Annotated in this window: 15 protein-coding genes and 1 tRNA gene; 10 read left to right on the top strand and 6 right to left on the bottom strand. The window is 62.8% G+C overall.

Annotation, left to right across the window (positions count from 1 at the left end; genetic code table 11):
* Positions 1 to 9 precede the first annotated feature (9 nt).
* A complete protein-coding gene (gene sppA / locus GC148_RS06075) occupies positions 10 to 1,788 on the bottom strand; it encodes a signal peptide peptidase SppA (RefSeq protein ID WP_291069601.1) in 1,779 nt (592 codons plus the stop codon).
* A gap of 318 nt (positions 1,789 to 2,106) precedes the next feature.
* Between sppA and GC148_RS06070 the strand changes: the two genes are divergently transcribed.
* The 8 genes from GC148_RS06070 (at position 2,107) to GC148_RS06035 (ending at position 8,391) form a co-directional block, all read left to right on the top strand.
* Positions 2,107 to 2,180 (top strand) — tRNA-Gln (locus GC148_RS06070).
* Positions 2,181 to 2,622: 442 nt separating this feature from the next.
* Positions 2,623 to 3,390: a DUF3450 domain-containing protein gene (locus tag GC148_RS06065; RefSeq protein WP_291069599.1), complete on the top strand. Its 768-nt coding sequence runs from the start codon at positions 2,623 to 2,625 to the stop codon at positions 3,388 to 3,390.
* A 36-nt stretch (positions 3,391 to 3,426) separates the two neighbouring features.
* Positions 3,427 to 4,824, top strand: coding sequence for a MotA/TolQ/ExbB proton channel family protein (locus tag GC148_RS06060; protein ID WP_291069597.1), 1,398 nt, complete (start codon positions 3,427 to 3,429; stop codon positions 4,822 to 4,824).
* Positions 4,825 to 4,860: 36 nt separating this feature from the next.
* Positions 4,861 to 5,370, top strand: coding sequence for a MotA/TolQ/ExbB proton channel family protein (locus GC148_RS06055; RefSeq protein ID WP_291069595.1), 510 nt, complete (start codon positions 4,861 to 4,863; stop codon positions 5,368 to 5,370).
* Positions 5,370 to 5,786: a biopolymer transporter ExbD gene (locus tag GC148_RS06050; RefSeq protein WP_291069593.1), complete on the top strand. Its 417-nt coding sequence runs from the start codon at positions 5,370 to 5,372 to the stop codon at positions 5,784 to 5,786. The genes GC148_RS06055 and GC148_RS06050 overlap by 1 nt, the downstream gene beginning before the upstream one ends.
* Before the next feature lie 19 nt (positions 5,787 to 5,805).
* On the top strand, positions 5,806 to 6,216 hold the full coding sequence (locus tag GC148_RS06045; RefSeq protein ID WP_291069591.1) for a biopolymer transporter ExbD: 411 nt from the start codon (positions 5,806 to 5,808) through the stop codon (positions 6,214 to 6,216).
* An 11-nt stretch (positions 6,217 to 6,227) separates the two neighbouring features.
* Positions 6,228 to 6,851 carry an energy transducer TonB gene (locus GC148_RS06040; protein WP_291069589.1) on the top strand — a complete coding sequence of 208 codons (624 nt, stop codon included), beginning with the start codon at positions 6,228 to 6,230 and terminating at the stop codon, positions 6,849 to 6,851.
* 133 nt (positions 6,852 to 6,984) lie between these two features.
* On the top strand, positions 6,985 to 8,391 hold the full coding sequence (locus GC148_RS06035; RefSeq protein ID WP_291069587.1) for a hypothetical protein: 1,407 nt from the start codon (positions 6,985 to 6,987) through the stop codon (positions 8,389 to 8,391).
* A 203-nt stretch (positions 8,392 to 8,594) separates the two neighbouring features.
* Here the strand turns inward: GC148_RS06035 and GC148_RS06030 are convergent, their stop codons facing one another.
* The 3 genes from GC148_RS06030 to GC148_RS06020 form a co-directional block, all read right to left on the bottom strand.
* Positions 8,595 to 9,110 (bottom strand): polymer-forming cytoskeletal protein, encoded by a 516-nt coding sequence (locus tag GC148_RS06030; protein WP_291069586.1) that lies wholly within the window; start codon positions 9,108 to 9,110, stop codon positions 8,595 to 8,597.
* On the bottom strand, positions 9,094 to 10,299 hold the full coding sequence (locus tag GC148_RS06025; RefSeq protein ID WP_291069584.1) for a M23 family metallopeptidase: 1,206 nt from the start codon (positions 10,297 to 10,299) through the stop codon (positions 9,094 to 9,096). The genes GC148_RS06030 and GC148_RS06025 overlap by 17 nt, the downstream gene beginning before the upstream one ends.
* Positions 10,300 to 10,508: 209 nt before the next feature.
* Positions 10,509 to 10,973 carry a peroxiredoxin gene (locus GC148_RS06020; RefSeq protein WP_291069583.1) on the bottom strand — a complete coding sequence of 155 codons (465 nt, stop codon included), beginning with the start codon at positions 10,971 to 10,973 and terminating at the stop codon, positions 10,509 to 10,511.
* 94 nt (positions 10,974 to 11,067) lie between these two features.
* Here GC148_RS06020 and GC148_RS06015 point away from each other — a divergent pair, with 94 nt between their 5' ends.
* On the top strand, positions 11,068 to 14,454 hold the full coding sequence (locus GC148_RS06015; protein WP_291069581.1) for an AsmA-like C-terminal domain-containing protein: 3,387 nt from the start codon (positions 11,068 to 11,070) through the stop codon (positions 14,452 to 14,454).
* 3 nt (positions 14,455 to 14,457) lie between these two features.
* On the opposite strand, the gene tyrS is transcribed toward GC148_RS06015, so the two are convergent.
* Positions 14,458 to 15,708, bottom strand: coding sequence for a tyrosine--tRNA ligase (gene tyrS, locus GC148_RS06010; protein WP_291069579.1), 1,251 nt, complete (start codon positions 15,706 to 15,708; stop codon positions 14,458 to 14,460).
* A 52-nt stretch (positions 15,709 to 15,760) separates the two neighbouring features.
* On the opposite strand from tyrS, the gene GC148_RS06005 reads away from it, so the two are divergent.
* Positions 15,761 to 16,888: an anhydro-N-acetylmuramic acid kinase gene (locus tag GC148_RS06005; RefSeq protein ID WP_291069578.1), complete on the top strand. Its 1,128-nt coding sequence runs from the start codon at positions 15,761 to 15,763 to the stop codon at positions 16,886 to 16,888.
* Here GC148_RS06005 and GC148_RS06000 read toward each other — a convergent pair.
* Entirely contained in the window at positions 16,885 to 17,364 is a 480-nt protein-coding gene (locus tag GC148_RS06000; protein WP_291069576.1) for a GNAT family N-acetyltransferase, read from the bottom strand. The two genes, GC148_RS06005 and GC148_RS06000, sit on opposite strands and share 4 nt — an antisense overlap.
* Position 17,365 lies beyond the last annotated feature (1 nt).

Raw genomic sequence — 17,365 nt, 5'->3', positions numbered from 1 at the left:
CTGCGGCGCCTAGCGTTCGCGCAGGCGCGGGCCCATGGCCATGGACTGGCCGGAATTGACCGAGTCCGCGATTGCCAGTTCTTCGATCAGGGCCTTGGTGCGGTCATCGCCCACCACAGCGCTGAGGACAGCGGCGGCGCGGACGGTTTCCGCCGAGACCCCGAACAGGCCTTCCAGCGCTTCGAAGCCCGAACGGCGTTGCGGAAAGTAGGCGAGGACCGGCAAGTGGGACGTGTCCATGCCTGCCAGTTCCTGGGCCTTGGTGATCGCGGTCATGAACCCGCCGATCTCGTCCACGAGGCCGTTCTCCTTGCCCTGCGCGCCGCTCCAGACGCGGCCACGGGCAATCTCGTGCACCTGATCATACGTCATGTCGCGGCCTTCGCCTACGAGGGTGAGGAAGCGGTCATAGCCGCGCTTCAGCTGAGCCTTCACTTCGGCTTCCTGGGCCTGGTTGAAGGGCGCCACGCCATAGGCGTTGGCGAATTCGCCGCCGACACTCACCGTGTCGAAGGTGACGCCGAGCTTGTTGGCCGTGCCTTCGATGGCGAACTTGCCGCCGAAGATGCCGATCGAGCCGGTGATGGTCGAGCGGTTAGCCACGATGGCATCTGCGCCGGTGGAGACATAATAGCCGCCCGAAGCTGCCAGCGAACCCATCGAGACGACGACCGGCTTGCCTTTTTCCTTGACACGCTCAACCGCACGCCAGATCTGGTCCGACGCTGTGGGCGAGCCTCCGGGGCTGTCGACGCGGAAGACGATGGCTTTCACGTCTTCATCTTCAGCCGCGTCCAGAAGGGCGCGGGCGATGTTGTCGGACGCGAAGGCCGGCGGCTCGGAGAAAGGCGAGTCGGACTGGCTGCCACCGGTGACGACCGCGCCTTCACCGCCAACGATGGCGATCACGCCGTCCTTGATCTTCGCCTTCGACGGCGGAGCGGTGTAGTAGTTGAGGTCAACCAGCTCGGCATTCTCGCCGGCTTTCTCGAGCGCGGCATCTTCAGCGTCTTCCGGCCAGCCGAGCTTGTCGACCAGTTTGGCTTCAAGCGCCTGGTCGGCCGATTTTGGGCCGGCTTCGAGCAGCGCCTTCATGGCAGGCATCGTCATGGCGCGGTCTTCGGCGATGTCGGTGAGCGCGGTATCCCAGATCGAGGTGGCGAGGCTTTCCAGCGCTTCGCGGTGCGGGGCGGTGAAGCTGGTCTCGTTATATGAGTTCGGCGCGTTCTTGTATTCGTAGAAGGCGTAGATCTGCGGGGTCAGGCCGATCTTGTCGAACAGGCCCTTCAGGAATTCGGTCTCGAAGGTGACGCCGTTGATCATGAAGTCCGTACCCGGTTGCATCCAGATCTCGTCAGCGGCGCTGATGGAATGGTACGCAGACGGACCACCCATGCCGATCATGCCTTGCGTGTGCGCAATCACGAATTTGCCTGAGGCCTTGAACTCTTTCAGCGCCGCGCGAAGCTCTTCCGCGCGCGATGTGCCGATGCCGATCATCGATCCACGCAGATAGATGCCTTTCACGGCCTTGTCCTGTTCGGCGCCTTTCAGCTTGACCAGAATGTCCGTGAACCCCGGAACGCCGGAGAAGGCGGCGAGGCCGCCGGTCGGCGCCTGGTCGGGCAGGCCATAATTGAGGTCGAGCGAGAGCACGACCTGATCAGGGCTCGGCGGCTTAGAGCTCGCCGCAGTGAGGATCAGGCCGAACAGCATCATGAATCCGACGATCACGAAGAGGATCATCGCGACGAACGCGCCTGCCATGGACAGGAAGAAGGTTTTCATAACCGGGGCATTTCCTTTGCTGGTAACAGAATCCCGAGAGTGCAATTTGCGATATTGTTGATTATCGATAAAAAGTAAAGGGACGGTGGAAGGAATAGAGCAGGGTGCGCTGTCTTTATCTTCCGGCGCCCCGAGCGCCTGTCCGGTTCCAGACCTGTGCAGGGTAAGCCGATTCCGGCCATGCCGGCGCGCGGCGGACAAGGTTTGTCCACAGCCGCGGGGACCGTGCCGGGGAGGGCAGGCTGCGTCCGATTGAACGGACAACAGAACGGGAGTTGCCAGCTGAACAAAGAATAGCTATTTCGCGCGCTCCACAGTTGGGGTGTCGCCAAGTGGTAAGGCAGCGGTTTTTGGTACCGCCACCCTAGGTTCGAATCCTAGCACCCCAGCCATTTTCTCCAGCGACGCGCACGCGCACATGTCCTCCGGTCCCATCCGCGGCATAGCTTCCTGATTTCAAGGCGTCTTTAAAGTCCCCCGACTGCGAAGCGGCGGTTGCGTTCGCGCAGGGCCCGGGTATTTTCTAAACGAATCGTAAAGCGCGATTGATCCGCAATTAGAGGATTGTTACCACTGCGGTTCATGGCTAAGGGCTTTGCGCGGTAAGGTGCACAGGCAGCCTTGCCCGCACTGCCCAAAGAAGAGTGAGCGAATAACGCTCCGAAAATTGTCAGGGGATGAGATGGGGTCTCCCATCAACTCCATAATAACTCCCGGCTCATGTGTGTTAGAGCTGAAGACAATCGGGACGCCCTCGAGAGCAGGTGCGCCCAAGACCCAGGAATTTGCGCGCCATATGTGCGCGACCGTTTGGAGAGTTGAGAGGCAAACCTCATGAAGAAAATTCTGTCACCCGCCCGCAGCCTGATCGCTGCAGCGTTGATTGCGGGCCTGGCCATTCCGGCTCACGCCCAGCTTCGCGAGGCGCTCTCAGTTGGAGAGGCGGCCACGCGCAAAGCTGAACAAGTCCAGGACCAGATCAACCAGCTGGACGATGACCGCTCGGACATGGTCCGTGAATATCGCACGCTGCTTCAGCGCCGCGATGCGGCTGAACTGTTTGCCAAGCAGCAGGAGCTGGTGGTTCAGAGCCAGCGCGAAGAGATCGCCTCGCTGACTGAACAGCTCGGCTCGATCGACGACATCACCGCCCAGACCGTCCCGATGCTCCTGAGCATGGTCGAAGACCTGAAAATGTTCGTCGCGGCCGACCTGCCCTTCAAGAAGGACATCCGTCAGAGCCGTCTTGATGGTCTCGACGCCATCATGAAGGCGCCGAACGTGCCGGCTTCCGAACAGTACCGCCTCATCATGGAAGCCTATTCGGCTGAAATGGAATACGGCCGCACCGTGTCGACCTGGCAGGAAACGATGACGATCGATGGCAACCCCACGAACGTCGACATGTTTCTCTACGGCCGGGTCGCTTACGTCTACCTGACCCCGAATGGTAAAGCCGCCCGCTATGACCGCGCCAGCGGTGAATGGCAGCCGCTGCCCGGCTCGTATGTGCCGGAAATCCAGCAGGCGATCCGCGTCGCCCAAGGCAAGGCCCAGCAGGTCGTGCTGTTCGCCCCGGTCCAAAAGTTCTCGGTCCAGTAAGCGACCAGTCGCTCAGAAACGAAGGTTTACAGAGTTATGAAAACGTTCAAATCCTCCCTCAAGGCCCTGGGCGCCGCAGTCCTCTTCGGATCGGTTGCCCTCGCTGCCTCGGCTCCCGCCTCGGCCCAGTCGCTCAGCGACGTGCTCGCGAAAGTCCGCCAGGACGCCAACCAGATGTCGGCTGAAGATGCCGCCCGTCTGAAGCAGTTCCAGGCTGACAAGAACAGCCAGGCTGCCAGCATGGAATCGGCCCGTAATGCGCTCGCTGTTGCTGAAGGCAAAGCCCGCGCCCTGAGCAGCGAGTTCGATGCCAACGAGGCCGCACTAGGCGCTCTTGAAGCCCAGGTCACGGCCCAGGCCGGCGACTTCCAGGAGCTGCTCGGCCAGTTCCGTTCGGCTGCAGGTGCCACGATGCCGGAAATCGCGAACTCCTTCGCGAACTTCGACTACAAGGACCGCGTTGCCGGCATTGCCGAAATCGCTGAAGCCCGCGTGCTTCCGAACCGTGGCCAGCTCGAGCGTCTTCCGAAAGCCATGCTGCAGGAAATGATCGCCCAGTCTGAGGTCAAGACCTTCACCGCGCCCGTCAACGGCCTGGGTGACGGCGGCTCCATTGCTGAAACCGAACTCGTCCGCGTCGGCGTTTTCACCACCGCCACCGCAGACGGCGGCAAGTTCGTCGAAGTGAAGCGCGGCGAGCGTGGCGAAACCTTCCTTGAAGTGTTCAAGACCCAGCCGGCGGGCCCGTTCTCCTCGTCGATGACGAAGCTGGCCCGCGCCAACGAGGGCGACCTCGTGAAAGCCCCGGTTGACCCGTCGAAAGGCAACCTGTTCGGCATCCTCGGCGAACTGCCGAAACTGTCGGATCGCTTCCAGCAAGGCGGAACGGTCGGTTACGTGATCGTGTTCCTTGCCGCCATCGGTCTGCTGCTGGCCTTCTACAAGATGTTCACCCTGTTCACGATGGGTAACTCGATGCGCGCTACTGCAAAGACCCGTCAGGCAGGTACCGGCAACCCGCTGGCCCGCGTGTTCGAAGTCTACGAAAGCAACCGCAGCCGTGACATCGAAACGCTCGAGCTCAAGCTCGACGAGAAGATCCTTCAGGAGTCGCCGGCGATCGAACGCTTCAACGACATCATCAAGGTGTTCGCCTCGGTTGCTCCGCTGCTCGGCCTGCTCGGTACGGTTATCGGTATGATCATCACCTTCACCGCCATCACCATCTACGGTGCCGGCGATCCGAAGCTGATGGCTGGCGGTATCTCGGTCGCTCTCATGACCACCGTGTTCGGCCTTGTCGCTGCCATTCCACTTCTGCTCTCGCACGCCGTCGTGTCCTCGATGGCGCGTTCCAACCAGCAGATGCTCGACGAACAGGCCGCTGGCCTCATCGCCGAGAAGATGGAAGCAGTTCACGGGGGACGGGCGTAAGCCTGTCCTCCTCCACCCCCTGGAGGAGTAACCCGAATGGGTTTTGGTGAGCTACAGGCCTTTCTGGATCGCGGCGGCCCCGTGCTGCTGGTCATCATGGCGGCGACATTCGTCATGTGGGCCCTGATCCTGGAACGGCTGTTTTACTTCCGGTTCGCGCACAAGCAGATTGCTGCTGAGGCGATTGCGGAGTGGCGTTCGCGCTCCGACCGGAAATCCAAACTCGCACACTGGGTGCGCGAAAAACTGGTCTCCGAAGTCCGGGCAAAAGCTGAGCAGAACGTTCAGTTGACCAAAGCCATGGTGGCGCTCGCGCCGCTGCTGGGTCTGCTGGGCACGGTGACGGGCATGGTGGCGGTGTTCGACATTATGGCGATCACGGCGGGTGCAGACGCGAAGGCCATGTCGGCCGGCGTCTCGCGCGCCACGATCCCGACGATGGCCGGCATGGTCGCCTCGCTGTCCGGCATCCTGTTCACGTCCGGTATGGACCGCACCGTCAACCGGTCCGTCCAGCGGGTCGAAGATGCGATGGAGATCGACTGATGCGCGGACGTAAAGTGAGAAAGCCGGATTCGGCCGAGGTCGACCTGACCCCGATGCTGGACGTTGTGTTCATCCTGCTGATCTTCTTCATCGTGACGTCGACGTTTGCCCGGGAAGAGGCTATCGGTCTCGAACCGCCGCCGCCGCCGGCGCCGCCTGATGTGGAAGAACAGGAGCCGGTCCCTGCGATCCTCATCCTCGTCGAGGAATCGGGCCTGATCTATGTCAACGGCCGGGCCACCGACATCAGCTCGGTCCGCGCCAACATCGAACGGGTCGTCGCAGAATCGCCCAATAGTGCGGTTATCATCCAAGCTCACCCCAAAGCGAAAAGCGGCGTGGTGGTGCAAATCCGGGATGAGGCCTACAACGCGGGCTTCCGGGACCGCGTGAACATCCTCATCACCCAGACCTGAGCGCGGGAGACGACAGACAATGGCACGTGCAAGACGTGAATATGCCGAAGCCAGCAGCGAAATCGACCTCACGCCCATGCTGGACGTGGTGTTCATCCTGCTGATTTTCTTCATCGTGACCGCGCAGTTCATCAAGGAGCCGGGCGTCGCAATCGTCCGTCCCGACGTGGAAAACAAGGCAACGGCGAAGCCGCTGGCGATCCTGATCGCCATCGATGCCAACAGCGATATCTATATCGACAAGAAAAAAATCGCGCCGGCTGAGGTGGCCTTCACCATCAAGGACATGCGTCTCGACAACCCGCGTGGCGAGATCGTGATCCAGGCCGACGTGAACTCGGACGCCGGTGTGATGGTGGATGTCATGGAGGCCATCAACAAGATTGATGGCGCTACGGTGATCAACATCTCCGCCAAGACGAACGGTTAAGGAGCGAAGCGATGTTCAACAGTCCCTTCATGCGGTTCCTGATCGCCACTGCGATCGCTGTTCCGATCGTTCTGGCGATCTTCATGCTGATGAACGCCCTGATTTCGGTCAAGGAGTTGAGACTGGCGAGCGGGGAAACCCGCGTGCTCGCCGCGATCACGCCCCAGAAACAGGACTCCGACGTGCGTACCCGGCAACGGGCGAAGCCGCAGCGGATCGACTCCGCCGCCAAACCGCCGCCGCCGCCGAAACAGTCGGCCACCAAGTCGAGCATCAATCTGCCGACTCCGAAAATCGACGGGGCTGTGCCGCAGAACCTCGACCTCGGCCGGATGAAATCGCTCGCGATCGATCCGGTGGCCGTGTCGGACCGTGACGCCCAGCCGATCCGCCCGCCGACGCCGTCCTACCCGCAGCGCGCCCAGGAGCGTGGCTTGTCGGGCAGCTGCGACGTGCGTTTTGACGTGGATACCCGCGGGAAACCGTACAATGTACAGGCAACGTGCACGGACTCGGTGTTCAAGGCGGAGGCCGAACGGGCCGTGTCGAAGGTCGAGTTCGCGCCGAAGATCGTGCGCGGCAAGGCGGTCGAGCGCCGTAACGTGGTCTACCCGCTGGAATTCAACATCCAGTAGGCCTCCATCCAGGGCGGGCGGTTGATCATCCGGATCACCGCCCACCTTCCTCCGCTGCCCCGCCCGGCGCTTCGCCGCACAGGCAGTTTGGCAAGTAAAAGAGTTTGCCGCTGAAAAGCGGTCAGGAGAGAGAATGATGCGACTGAAAGATTTCCTCAAAGGCGCAATGACGGCTGGCATCCTCGGTCTCATGGGAGCGGGCAGCGCGCTCGCCCAGGGCTGTGAGGAAACTCAGTTCAGTTCGAAAACGGGCCAAGTCTACCTCGAGGCTGAGCAGGCCGCGATCACCAACAAGGATTTCGACACCGCGCTGGCGAAGATCAACCAGCTGCGCGGCATGCAGTTGAACTGCTACGAAGAAAGCGCCGTGATCCGCATCTCGGCCTATATCAAGATCGAGAAGGGTGACCGCCAGGGCGCAATCAAGGACCTGCTCGACGCCATCAACAAGGGTTATGTTCCGCCGTCCGACATCGCGCAGACCTATTACAACATCGCGCAGATCTATCTGCAGATGGAAGATACCAAGACCGCGCTGGACTACATGAAGAAATGGCAGGCTGCTGGCGGCAAGCCGGATCGTCAGCAGAAATGGCAACTTGCGGTGCTTTACCAGCGCATCGACAATTACAAGGAAGCCATCCGCTGGGCTGAACAAGTGCGCGCCGATGACGGCGCCAAGTTCGACCAGCAGCTGTATGACCTGCTCGTGTTCCTCTACAACGACGCCGGCGAGAAGGCGAAACTTGCTGAAATCCTGGAAGTGCTGGTCGACCGCAACCCGACCGAGCGCAAGTACTGGGATGCGATCGCGGGCAATTATTTTGCGGCCAACGAAGAGCGCAAAGCGTTCGAGGTCCAGAAGGCGATGTATCTCGGCGGTCTGCTGAAGACCGAAGACGAGCTGATGCGTATCGTGAACTTCTACAACCGCTTCAACGCGCCCTATTACGCCGCGAAGGTCCTGGAGAAGGAAATGAACGCTGGCCGGATCAAAAAGACGGTCGAGAAGATGTCGCTTCTGGCTGACTTCTACCAGGTCGCCCGCGAGCACGAGAAAGCCATCCCGGTCATCCGCCAGGCGGCTGAAATGGGCGGCGGCGGCGCGATGTATGAGCGCCTCGGCGCGTCCTACAGCGAGCTGCAGAAGTGGAAAGAGACCGAAGACGCCCTGCAGAAGGCGCTTTCCCTCGGCGGCGTGAAGGACAAAGGCACCGTCTGGGTCCGCATCGGCCAGTCGCGGTTCGAGCGCGGCGACCGTGCCGGCGCCCGCGAGGCCTTCCGTCAGGCCGGCAACTCCGGTGGCCGCAGCTGGCTCGAGTTCATGCAGTCTGAAGAAGACACCAAGGACGCACTGGTCTGCTTCGAAGTCCAGGCTGCGGTCATGAACCTCGTGAACGAAGACAAGATCTGCAAAAAACTCGCAGGTCTGGGCGAAGAGCGGATGCCGGAGGGCTGCAAGACGGTCACCGAGCGTCTGAAAGCCGGCCGCCAGAAGTTCCAGGACACGCCGCAGTGCAAGAACGCCCAGCCCGTCTGACCGGCTGAGCCGTCAGGCCACCTCATCGCAAAACCCCGGGCCCTGGTCCGGGGTTTTGTCGTTTTGGCCGCGGGGCGGGCCGGGCTTGGTCCTTCTGGGCTTGAATGGAACAGGGCGCCGGATCCGGCCGGGGACGATTGCCGCAAACAAAAACGCCGGCGTGTGAGGCCGGCGTTCTGAAGTATGGTTCTGGAACCAGTCGATCAGCTCGGCTGGGTCGAGATGCCGAACGAGCTGGGCGCGGGCGACGACGAGGACATGGACTTGTTCTCGGAGGCAGCCACCGGGCCGGTTTCGCGCAGCGGATCGTCAGCATGCTTCACCTGGCCTTCGAACACGGCGTTCGACTGGATCTGCAGCGACGAGTGGACGATGTCGCCCTTCACGTGGGCGCCGGTTTCCAGCTCGACCTTGCGAGCGCGGATCGAGCCCTTGATCTTGCCCTTGACCTTGACGACTTCGGCTTTGACTTCGCCGGTGATCTGGCCCGAGGCGCCAATCGTGATGTCGGTGGCCGATACGTCGCCATCGACGATGCCGTCGATCTGGAGCGAACCTTCCGAAGTCACCGAGCCGTTGATCTTCATGTCGGCGCAGATGATCGAAGCGGCGCGCGCAGCGGTCTTCATCGCTGCGCCACGGATGGCATCCTGCGCAGCGGCCGTTTTCTGCGGCTCAACGGGTGCGGTATCCGGGGTTTTGTTATGCTTTGTGAACATGACGGCCTGCTTTCAGGAATTTGTTGGGGTCGTATGGTTTGCCATTGTACCACACTTCGTAGTGAAGGTGATCACCGGTACTGCGTCCGGTCGAGCCCATGCGGCCGACGAGATCACCGAGCTTAACGGTATCACCTTTTGAAACAGTGATCGACCGCAAGTGGCCGTAACGCGACTTGAAGCCGTGGCCGTGATCGACCTCGACCAGCATGCCATAGCCCGAACGGGGGCCGGCATAGGTCACGGTGCCGGGACCGGTGGTGATAATCGGTGCATCGCGGTAGGCAGCGAGGTCGACGCCCATGTGCGGCTGCGGACGCTTCGTGAAGGGGTCGATGCGGATACCGTAGGGGCTGGTATAGCGGTAGGCTACGCCGACCGGCTGGCCGAGCGGCAGGCTTTTCACCATCCGCTCGTAATGTTTCATCTCGGCGATGCGGGCGCGGGCCTGGAAGATCCGCGTCATGAAATCCTGATCGCCGACGGCCCATTCGGACGAGGAGGTGAGGGCGCCCATCGACACTTCCGGGCCACCGACGCCGCCGCTGGTGATCATGTTGTCCGTGCCGACGGCCGTGAGCATGATGACGCCGCGGGCCCGTTCGGCGCGCTCGGCGGCATGGTCTTCCATCAGGTCGAACAACCGGTAGATGTCCTGTTCGATCGCCTTGGGGGTGCCGCGCGGGGCCTGGACGCCGAGGCCGGCGGTGATCATGTAGCCGTCACGTGACTGGCGGCGGTCAGCTTCCTCGATCGAGGCCTCGACCAGTATGTCTGCGCCGTCGCCTTCAAGGGCGGACAGTTTCTGGCCGTCATCCTCGCGCATTTCGTTCAGAAGGTCTTCAAGCGCCTTCTGCTTCTTCTCAAGGTCTGCGGTTTCCTTGGAGCGTTCTTCCAGAAGCGTCCGCTGGAGCGATTCACGTGCGCGCAGGTCCTGCACCCAGCGCTCGTATTTCGCGAGTTCCTTGCCTTCGCCGCCGGCAACGGTCGTCTCGCCGCCGCCGAACACGAAGCTCGCGGTTGCGAAAATGGTCCAGCCGGCGATCGCGGTCGCGCCGGCGGCCATCATGGCCTGTTGCCAGGGAGAGACGGAAATATAGCGGACGGTGCCACCGCTGCGGTGATAGATCTGGCGCTCAGGAAAGGCACGATCGAACGTCGCCTTGAGGTTCGAACTCCACTTCGCCATTCAAGCTACCCGTAAGTTGGAAACGACTCTTGTTGCTGCAGAATCCCCTGCAGCCGGCTTCCCATTCCTCGCGTCATACATACCCAATTCGACCGGGGGTGAAACCCCTGCATGTCATATTTTTAGGCAATGTTCGCAGCTTAACGTAAACTTCTCATTAACTTGCTGAAAGTTTCGGCGCAGACAGGGCAAAAGCGGTCTGTTACCGGTCATTCCTTGAGCGCGGCCAACACATCCTCCGCATGCCCCTTGACCTTCACTTTTGGCCAGACACGGACGATCTTTCCGGTGGGCCCGATCAGGAAGGTCCGGCGCGCCATGCCCATGTAGGTGCGACCGTACATCGATTTCTCCTCCCATGTGCCATAGGAATTGGAAACGTCGCCGGCCTCGTCACTGCCGAGCAGGACATCGAGCTGGTATTTGGCGGCGAACTTCTCGTGCTTTGACAAGGGATCGCGCGAGACGCCGAGCACGCTTGCGCCGGCCTTCCGGAAAGCGGCCGCGTGGGCGGTGAAGTCCTGCGCTTCCAGCGTGCAGCCGGGCGTGTCGTCCTTGGGGTAGAAATAGAGCACCAGATGCTGACCCGCGAAATCCTTCAGGCGCTTCGGTCCGGCGGTCGTTTCGAGGCTGAAGGCGGGGGCCTTGTCGCCGGGTTTCAACTCAGTGCTCATGTAATGCTCCTATGGCCGGGGCCCGTTCACGTAATTATAGTTTCTATGTGCCTATGGACCTTCGGCAATACCGGGATTTTTGAGGAGCCACCGTTTGGTCCGCCAGACCGCATCAATTGTCATCATGGAGATCCTCGGGGCTCTCGTCCTGGTGCTCATGGCGGCCAGCGGTCTGCTCCTGCTGAGACTGTCCAGCGGTCCGCTCGATCTGTCGCCGTTCCGGGATGATGTCGAGCATGCGCTATCGGAAGCGCGCGAGGGACGCGACGTGTCCATCGGAGCGCTGCAGCTGGAATGGTCGCCCCAATCAAAACGGGTGCAGGTAACGGCGCATGACGTGCGCTTGTTCGATGCAGAGGGCCGGCCGGCGGCGGAGGCCAGGAACGCCGACATCGTTCTGTCAGCCTCAGCCCTGGTGGTGGGCAAGGTCGAGGTGCTGCGGCTCAACCTGCGCGACGGATGGATCGGGCTCGATCACAAGTTCGGCAATCTCTGGAACCTGGGCGGCGACCCGCTGCCGGAATTGAAGGCCCGCCAGCTGCCGACCACGCCGCAAGGCTGGCTCGATTATGCCAACACGGTCCTGCCGGATTGGCTCGCCGCACTGAAACAGACCGATGAAAAGCTGACCTTCGAGTCGTTGCGCCTCGAAGGGTTCGAGCTGCGCGTGCGCGATGCGGCGCTCGCAGAACTCGGCACCATGCAGCACACCACCAGCGAACTGACGCGCACGGATGACGGGCTGACCTTGACCGTTTCGGGCAGCGGGCTCGGCGACGGTCTTCCGGGCGGTATTGCCATCCGGATGCAGACCAGCGAGCGCAGCACCAGGATGCTGGCGGAACTCGGCGTGGCCGATTGGCCGCTCGGCGAACTGATCCACCGGACGGGGCTTGGCGGCGACGGCTCCGAAGGGCTCGACTCCACCTTCGAGGTATCGGTCGCCTTCACGCAGGCGAGCGGCATCGAAGAGGTGCGTCTGAAAGTCGATAGCGGCCCCGGCACGCTGAGCCTCGCGAGCGGGACCCATCCGGTGACCGATCTTCACATCGCGGGCACGTATGGCCGGCCGGATGACCGGCTGAAGCTGACGCTGGAATCGCTCGGAACCGGAGTCTTCAAGGGCCATGTCGAGCTGGAACTGGAGCGCGCGCTGACGGGCGAAGGCTTCCGCCCGTTCCGGCTGACGAGTCCCGCGCTGACCGCCAACCTGACCCCTTTCCTGGAAGCGCCCATCGACATTGCCAGCCTCGACGCGGCCGGCGAGGCCGACCTGACGGCGCTGGCTGTGCGCAACACCAAGGCCAAGCTGGTGATCGGAGGCGCAGAGTTTGCGCTGCAGGGCGATATGGCCCGTACGCCGGACCGGCAGCCGGGCGAGTCACCGTTCATCGGAGCGCTCGATGTCGAGGTGCCCGGCATGCTGCCGCGCGAGACGGTCGTGGCGCTCTGGCCGGCCAAGCTGGCTTCCGGTGCACGCGATTTCGGGGCGACGCACATCGAGGCCGGCGTGGCGCGCAATGCGAAGGGGCATGTGACGCTGGCACGCGACAGCTTCGCCCAAGGTTACCTGCGCGACACGGACCTAGAGGTGACGTTCAATGTCGAAGGTGCGCGGGTGAAGTTCCTGGAAGACCTGCCGCCGGTCGAGAACGGGGTCGGCAGCGGCCGCCTGACGGGAAACAGTTTCAAGGTCGTGCTCGACAGCGCCGCTTACGCCGGCTGGCAAGTGACCGAAGGTCTCGTCGACTTTCCGGCCTTCAATCCGCGCGGCACCGAATTCCGAGTGTTTGCAAAGGGCAAGGGGCCGGCGCGCAACATCATCAAGACGCTGGCTGAGTCCCGGCTGCAGTTCGATCTCGATCCGGCGCGTATTAGCGGCGATGCGGAATTCACGTATGAATTGTTCCGCCCGGCGCTGGATGATGTGCCCTACGAGCAGCTGCGCTTCACCGGCCTCGGCACGATCCGAAATGGCGGACTGAAGGGCGCGGCATTCGGGCTCGATCTGACGGGCGCGATGATGAAGGTCGATCTCGACCAGAATGGTATCAAGATGACCGGTCAGGGCGCACTCGGCGCCTCGCCGGTCGATTTCGTCTGGTCCGACCGGTTCGCCGAAGATGACCAGCCGGCAAATCTCTCGGCCAAGGGATTTGTTTCGGCCGATTTCCTGAACAGTTTCGGCATGATCGGCCGCGCCTACATGGCGGGCGAGGCGCCGCTTGATCTGGTGGCCACGCTGGACGGCGCGAACCTCGAAACGGCATCGGCAAAAATCGACTTCACCGATGCGCGGCTCGACATGGCGGAGATCGGCTGGCTGAAGCCGCGCGGCGGCGCCTCGAAAGCGACGGTCGACTACAAGCGCACCGGCGACGCCGCGACATCCAAGGTGAAGTTCAGCGCTGACGGCGCCGCGCTGGACGGCGACTTCACGCTCAACGTCAATGACTCGAAACTGGTTTCCGCAGACCTGCGGCGGGCCTATTTCCGCAATGTGTCTGATGTCAGTGTGAAGATGAGCCGGGGCATCAGTGGACAGCCCGTGCTGAACCTGAGCGGGGCCTATCTCGACATTTCCGGACTAATGCCGGGCCTGACGGGGCTGAGCGGCGACGAGGCGGGCGACGGCGCGCCCATGTCGCTTTCGGCGGCGGTGGACCGTCTGACCGTGCGGCCCGGGCTCGACCTGCGCGACGCGAACCTCACGGTGATGACTGGCAAGGCGGGGCTGGAGACGCTGACGGCGAGCGGCGTTGCCACCGGCGGCGCGCCCATCGTGGCCTCGATTGACGCCATGGGCGGCGGTGCGCCGAAGATCAATGTCACCGCAGGCGATGCGGGCTTCCTCGCGAGCGCTTTTCTGAATTCGGATTTCATTTCCGGCGGCACGCTGGAGATGAAGGGGACGTTGGAGCACGGCAACATGCCGGCCAATCTGATGGTCGCGATATCAGGCGCCCGGATGAGCAATGCGCCGTTCCTGACGCAAATCCTGTCGCTGGCCTCGCTGCGGGGCCTGGCCGATACGCTGTCGGGCGAGGGCGTGATGTTCTCGCGGATCGACCTGCCGCTGAAGATCACCAAGGGACGCTACATCATCAACGGGGCCAAAGCCCAGGGACCCGCACTCGGCATGACGGCCAGCGGCTTCATCGATTCCAAATCCACCGACATCCAGATCGACGGCGTCCTGGTGCCTAGCTTTGGCGTGAACTCCGCCCTCGGAGGAATTCCGATCCTGGGCGACCTCGTCGTTGGCCGCGATGGTGAGGGCGTGTTCTCGTTGACCTATGGGGTGCGTGGCACGCTGCAGAAGGCGAGCGTATCGGTGAACCCGCTGTCGGCGCTGGCGCCGGGCGTGATCCGCCGCATTTTCGAAAACCCATCGGACACCAATATTCCTGAAGCCAAGCCGCGCGCACCGGACGCGCCGCTGCCGAAAGAATTACCTGCGATCAAGAACGAGACGTTCTAGAGCCTAACCGGCCTTGATCAGCGCATGCCGCTTCTTGCCGGCCGAAAGCTTGATTGCGCCGTCCTGCAGGTCGGCCAACGAGACTTTCGCATTCGGATCCGAGACCAGTTCGTCGTTCAGGCGGATAGCGCCTTGTTCGATCAGGCGGCGGGCTTCACCGTTCGATTTCGACAGGCCGGCGGCCGTGCAGGCCGCTGCGACCAGCATGCCTGCCTCAAGATCCGCCTGCGGAACAAGCGCGGTCGGCAGGCCCGCCGAAGACGCGCCGTCGCTGAATACGGCCTTGGCTGCAGCCTCAGCTTCCCTCGCCGCTGCCTCGCCGTGCAGCAAGGCCGTTGCCGCATTTGCGAGGGCGATCTTCGCGTCGTTGATGGCGGCGCCTTCAAGGGCTTCGAGTTTCTCGATCTCGGCTTTCGGCAGATCCGTGAACAAGCGCAGGAAGCGGCCGACATCAGCGTCTTCGGTGTTGCGCCAGAACTGCCAGTACTCGTAAGGGCTGCGGCGGTCGGCGTTGAGCCAGACCGCGCCGTCGGCGGTCTTGCCCATCTTGCCACCGGACGAGGTCGTGATGAGGTGCGCCGTCAGGCCGAAGGCCTTGCCGCCTTCGACCTTGTGGACCAGGTCCACGCCGCCGACGATGTTGCCCCACTGGTCTGAGCCCCCGAGCTGCAGCCGGCAGCCCTGGCGCCGGAAGAGTTCGAGGAAGTCGTAGGACTGCATCAGCAGGTAGTTGAATTCGAGGAAGGTGTAAGGCTGCTCCGCTTCAAGGCGGCGGGCGACGGTGTCCTGCTTCACCATCGTGTTGATGGTGAAGTGGATACCGATCTCGCGCAACATCTGGATGTAGCCAAGCTTGCCTAGCCAGTCGTCATTGTTGACCATGATCGCATCGCACGCGCCGTCGCCGAATGTCAGGAAAGGCCGGAAGGCCTTCTTGATGCCGGCGATGTTGGCGTTGATCTGCGCGTCGGTGAGCAGGGGGCGCGACTTTTCCTTGTCGGTTGGGTCGCCGATCTTGGTGGTGCCGCCGCCCATCAGGGCGACCGGCTTGCCGCCATGGCGCTGGAAGATGCGCAGCATCATGATCTGCAGGAGCGAGCCGACATGCAGGCTGTCGGCGGTCGCGTCGAAGCCGATATACGCGACGGGCGTTCCCGAGGCGCAGTAAGCGTCGAGCTCTGCCTCATGCGTCATCTGCTTGATGAAGCCGCGCCAGCTGAGCTCGCGCAGGAATTCCGACTTGTATTCGCTCATATTCTTGTGTCTCCGTGGAGCAGACGCGCGCGTAACACGGAAAGGGCAGGGCTTGAACACTGCTACGGAAAAAACAACACCGGTCTGGGTGGCTGGCTTCATGTCCGGCACGTCGCTGGACGCGGTCGATGCCGCCATGATCCGGACCGACGGGGAGAAAGTGGTCGAATTCGGTCCGGCGGTGGAGCGGAAATACTCCGCTGAGGAGCGGGCGATCCTGCGGGCGGCGACCGAGGCGGCCCGGGCCTGGAACTGGACCGGGCCGGTGCCCGAGGCCCCGTTCAAGGCGGCGCTGGATGTGATCACGCGGACCCATTACGAGGCCTGGCAGATGCTGACCTCGCCCACGCGGGCGCCGCAGCCGCTGCTGGCCGGCGTGCATGGCCAGACCGTGCTGCACCGCCGGCCCAAGCCAGGCCAGAAAGGCGCCACGCTGCAGCTGGTCGATCCGTTCGCCCTGCATGCGGCGCTCGGCGTCCCGCTGGTCTGCGATTTCCGCTCGGCCGATGTCGAGGCGGGCGGGCAGGGTGCGCCGCTCGCACCGGCCTACCACGCGGCGCTGCTGGATCTGCTCGGCAATGAGCCGGCCTGCGTTCTGAACCTCGGCGGCGTGGCCAACATCACGGCACGGATGGCCGATGGCAGCCTGATCGCGTTCGATACCGGACCCGCCAACGGCCCCATCGATGAATGGGTGGAGGGGCATGGCCGGGGCACGCATGACGCGGGCGGCAAACTGGCGATAGCCGGTAGCGTGCATCCCGGCCTGATGGCGCAGCTGCTGGACCATGATTGGTTCACCGAGACGCCGCCCAAATCGCTGGACCGCTATGACTTTAACGCCAGCGTGGCGCGTGGCCTGTCGGTCGAAGATGGTGCGGCGACGCTGACGGCCTTTTCGGCGGCGGCCGTGGCGGCGGGTGTCGACCTGCTGCCGGAGAAGCCTTCGCGTGTGATCGCGTGTGGCGGCGGGCGGCATAATCCGGCGCTGATGGCGGCGCTCAAGAGCGCGCTGTCCTGCCCGGTGATGACGGCTGAAGATGCTGGCTGGCGCGGCGATTCCATTGAAGCAGAAGCGTTTGCCTTCCTCGCGGCCCGCCGGATGCGGCAGCTGCCGATCAGCTGGCCGATGACCACCGGCGTGCCTGCGCCCATGACCGGCGGGCAGCTGTTCACCTAGGCTTTGGCGAGGCTTTCAAGCCGTTCGCCATCAAGCCGGTAGATCGTCCACTCGTCCATCGGTTTGGCACCGAGGGAGAGATAGAAGTCGATGGACGGCGTGTTCCAGTCGAGGACGGACCATTCGAGCCGGCCGCAGCCGCGCTCGACGGCGAGTTCGGCGAGCCTGACCAGCAACGCCTTGCCATAGCCCTTGCCGCGCTGGGCGCGGTCCACGAACAGGTCTTCCAGGTAAATTCCGGGCTTTCCGAGGAAGGTCGAGAAGTTGTGGAAGAAAAGCGCGAAGCCGTGCGCAGCGCCGGCCTCGTCTTCGATCAGCAGGACTTCTGCATAAGGCCGCGGTCCGAACAGATGGGCCTTGAGGGAATCTGCATCGGCGACGCAGTCGTTGCTCAGTTTCTCATACTCGGCGAGCGCGCGGATGAAGCGCAGGACCGTTTCGGTGTCCTGCGCCCCGGCAAACCTGATCCGCGCCATC

This window comes from Hyphomonas sp. (assembly GCF_016125515.1).
In the GTDB taxonomy this organism is placed as follows: domain Bacteria; phylum Pseudomonadota; class Alphaproteobacteria; order Caulobacterales; family Hyphomonadaceae; genus Hyphomonas.
Note: the sequence above shows the minus strand (reverse complement) of the source record. Positions and strands in the feature narration are given on the sequence as shown.

What these genes read in the sequence shown, in the direction of transcription:
- sppA (WP_291069601.1), bottom strand. Translation starts at nt 1,788, where the DNA reads ATGAAAACCTTCTTCCTGTCCATGGCAGGCGCGTTCGTCGCGATGATC.
- GC148_RS06025 (WP_291069584.1), bottom strand. Translation starts at nt 10,299, where the DNA reads ATGGCGAAGTGGAGTTCGAACCTCAAGGCGACGTTCGATCGTGCCTTT.
- GC148_RS06055 (WP_291069595.1), top strand. Translation starts at nt 4,861, where the DNA reads ATGGGTTTTGGTGAGCTACAGGCCTTTCTGGATCGCGGCGGCCCCGTG.
- GC148_RS06000 (WP_291069576.1), bottom strand. Translation starts at nt 17,364, where the DNA reads ATGGCGCGGATCAGGTTTGCCGGGGCGCAGGACACCGAAACGGTCCTG.
- GC148_RS06030 (WP_291069586.1), bottom strand. Translation starts at nt 9,110, where the DNA reads ATGTTCACAAAGCATAACAAAACCCCGGATACCGCACCCGTTGAGCCG.
- tyrS (WP_291069579.1), bottom strand. Translation starts at nt 15,708, where the DNA reads ATGAGCGAATACAAGTCGGAATTCCTGCGCGAGCTCAGCTGGCGCGGC.
- GC148_RS06035 (WP_291069587.1), top strand. Translation starts at nt 6,985, where the DNA reads ATGATGCGACTGAAAGATTTCCTCAAAGGCGCAATGACGGCTGGCATC.
- GC148_RS06060 (WP_291069597.1), top strand. Translation starts at nt 3,427, where the DNA reads ATGAAAACGTTCAAATCCTCCCTCAAGGCCCTGGGCGCCGCAGTCCTC.
- GC148_RS06050 (WP_291069593.1), top strand. Translation starts at nt 5,370, where the DNA reads ATGCGCGGACGTAAAGTGAGAAAGCCGGATTCGGCCGAGGTCGACCTG.
- GC148_RS06020 (WP_291069583.1), bottom strand. Translation starts at nt 10,973, where the DNA reads ATGAGCACTGAGTTGAAACCCGGCGACAAGGCCCCCGCCTTCAGCCTC.
- GC148_RS06045 (WP_291069591.1), top strand. Translation starts at nt 5,806, where the DNA reads ATGGCACGTGCAAGACGTGAATATGCCGAAGCCAGCAGCGAAATCGAC.
- GC148_RS06065 (WP_291069599.1), top strand. Translation starts at nt 2,623, where the DNA reads ATGAAGAAAATTCTGTCACCCGCCCGCAGCCTGATCGCTGCAGCGTTG.
- GC148_RS06040 (WP_291069589.1), top strand. Translation starts at nt 6,228, where the DNA reads ATGTTCAACAGTCCCTTCATGCGGTTCCTGATCGCCACTGCGATCGCT.